This is a genomic window from Ruegeria sp. AP12 (genome assembly GCF_056540025.1).
In genome coordinates, this window is sequence record NZ_JBQFVZ010000187.1 from 1 (window position 1) to 758 (window position 758).

Here is a 758-nt window from a genome sequence, read left to right on the forward strand (position 1 = left end):
CCCGGCAGGAACCGAGTGGGTATAGACATACGGGACGCCGGGATAGGTCTGGTCCATGTAATCCATGGCGTCATTGGCGGTTTTTGACCCGGTATGGCTAAGGTCCAGCAGGATCCCAAACCGCACCATTTCATCTATGACGGACTTACCCCACGGCGTCAGGCCAATGTCACGCCCGTTATAGGCCGCCAGTTGTCCCGAACCGGTTCTGAAAATGTCGTTATAGGCAAGGATCATGCTTTTGATCCCCATGTCCTTGAGTAGCGCCATTTTCGTGAGGTCGCCATCCAGGATCGTGGCTGTCTGGCTGTTCCAGATCACAGCCGTCTTACCCTGGGCATGGGCTGCTTCGATGTCGCGTGTCTCGTTCACGATCAGGTAGTTTTCCGGCTGCTGGGCCATCGCTGCCCGAAAGTGATAGTGCTGTTCAAGCAGCGTTTCAAAAGACATGTCCGCTGCCGCAAGCGTCATCTCGTGCCCGGTTATGCCGTTGTCTCGGGCACGTTGGAAATAGGTGTGAAGCTGGTCGTATTCTGTCCAGCCTGTCCCATAGGGGCTGGCCAGCATACCCAGAACAATCGTGTCCTGAACGAACTGCTTTGCCTCATCGGAGGCGTCCCAGGTTTTGCTTTCCTCGCTGGCAAGGACAGGCGCACCCAAAGACAAAGCCAAAATGCCAGCGGCCATCAATTTGTTCATCAGGATACTCCTTTGAAATAAGCGGGTGTCAGAAGACTATCCGCGTGCGAAGGCTGAAC

1 protein-coding gene is annotated in these 758 nt (G+C 55.1%); it reads right to left on the minus strand.

The window, feature by feature from the left end; genetic code table 11:
• Positions 1–699 (minus strand): membrane dipeptidase (locus tag ACR0E6_RS22155; protein ID WP_480587420.1); only part of this gene is annotated, 699 nt, incomplete at its 3' end.
• Between the last annotated feature and the right edge of the window lie 59 nt (positions 700–758).